Origin of the sequence: Klebsiella sp. CN_Kp091, from assembly GCF_040065095.1 — a bacterium.
In the GTDB taxonomy this organism is placed as follows: domain Bacteria; phylum Pseudomonadota; class Gammaproteobacteria; order Enterobacterales; family Enterobacteriaceae; genus Klebsiella; species Klebsiella aerogenes.
Map to the genome: position 1 here is coordinate 1 of NZ_JBEAIO010000025.1, position 1637 is coordinate 1637.

The following is a 1637-nucleotide window of genomic DNA, read 5'->3' on the forward strand; positions in this document are numbered from 1 at the left end:
CTGTTAGGCGAAGGCTTCACCCTGATGTTCCTCGGCATGGGCTTCGTGCTGGCGTTCCTGCTGCTGCTCATTTTCGCCATCCGGGGAATGTCTCTCGCCGTTACCCGTCTGTTCCCTGAGCCGCCTGCCGCGCCCAAACCGGCGCCTGCGGCCGTCGCGCCCGCTGACGACTTCGCCCGTTTAAAGCCGGCGATTGTCGCCGCCATTCACCACCATCGCCGCCTTAATTCTTAATTCACGGAGGAATTCATGACCGTTGCCATTACCGATGTCGTCCTGCGCGACGCCCACCAGTCCCTGTTCGCCACCCGTCTGCGTCTCGACGATATGCTGCCCGTTGCGGCTGCGCTCGACGACGTCGGCTACCGCTCGCTGGAATGCTGGGGCGGCGCCACCTTTGACGCCTGCATCCGCTTCCTCGGCGAGGACCCGTGGGTCCGCCTGCGCGAGCTGAAAAAGGCGATGCCGAAAACTCCGCTGCAGATGCTGCTGCGCGGCCAGAACCTGCTCGGCTACCGCCACTACGCCGATGATGTGGTGGAGCGCTTTGTGGAGCGCGCCGTCAAAAACGGCATGGACGTGTTCCGCGTCTTTGATGCCATGAACGACCCGCGCAACATGCAGGCCGCCCTGCAGGCGGTGCGCCGCCACGGCGCCCACGCCCAGGGCACCCTCAGCTACACCACCAGCCCGGCGCACACCCTGCAGACCTGGCTCGACCTCACCGAACAGCTGCTGGAGACCGGCGTCGACTCCATCGCCATCAAGGACATGTCCGGCATCCTCACCCCGCATGCCGCCTTTGAGCTGGTCAGCGAAATCAAAAAACGCTATGACGTCACCCTGCACCTGCACTGCCACGCCACCACCGGCATGGCGGAAATGGCGCTGCTGAAGGCCATTGAAGCCGGCGTCGACGGCGTTGATACCGCCATCTCCTCGATGAGCGCCACCTACGGCCACCCGGCTACCGAAGCGCTGGTGGCCACCCTCGCCGGCACGCCGTACGACACCGGCCTCGATATCCACAAGCTGGAGAGCATCGCCGCGTACTTCCGCGAGGTACGCAAAAAATACCACGCCTTCGAAGGCCAGCTGAAAGGCACCGACAGCCGCATCCTGGTCGCCCAGGTGCCGGGCGGGATGCTCACCAATCTTGAAGGCCAGCTGAAACAGCAGAGCGCCGCCCACCGTCTGGATGAAGTGCTGGCGGAAATCCCCCGCGTGCGCGAGGACCTCGGCTTCATCCCACTGGTGACCCCGACCTCGCAGATTGTCGGCACCCAGGCGGTGCTCAACGTGCTGGGCGGCGAGCGCTACAAAACCATTGCGAAGGAGACCGCCGGTATCCTCAAAGGCGAATACGGCCACACCCCGGCGCCGGTTAACGCCGCCCTGCAGGCGCGGGTGCTCGACGGCGCCGACGCCGTCACCTGCCGCCCGGCCGACCTGCTGAAGCCGGAGCTGGCGGAGCTTGAAGCCGACGTGAAACGCCAGGCGCAGGAGAAGGGCATCACGCTTGCCGATAACGCCATCGACGACGTGCTCACCGTGGCGCTGTTCCCGCAAATCGGCCTGAAGTTCCTCGAAAACCGCCACAACCCGGCGGCCTTTGAGCCCGTGCCGCAGGTGGAAGA

General features: G+C 65.2%; 2 protein-coding genes. Both read left to right on the forward strand.

Annotated features, from left to right (window positions below; genetic code table 11):
• Positions 1–234: oxaloacetate decarboxylase subunit gamma (locus tag ABLV17_RS13575; protein WP_227504712.1), on the forward strand; the 234-nt coding region annotated here is incomplete at its 5' end.
• Between the two features lie 15 nt (positions 235–249).
• A partial coding sequence (oadA, locus tag ABLV17_RS13580; protein WP_348854329.1) for a sodium-extruding oxaloacetate decarboxylase subunit alpha occupies positions 250–1637 on the forward strand: 1388 nt, incomplete at its 3' end.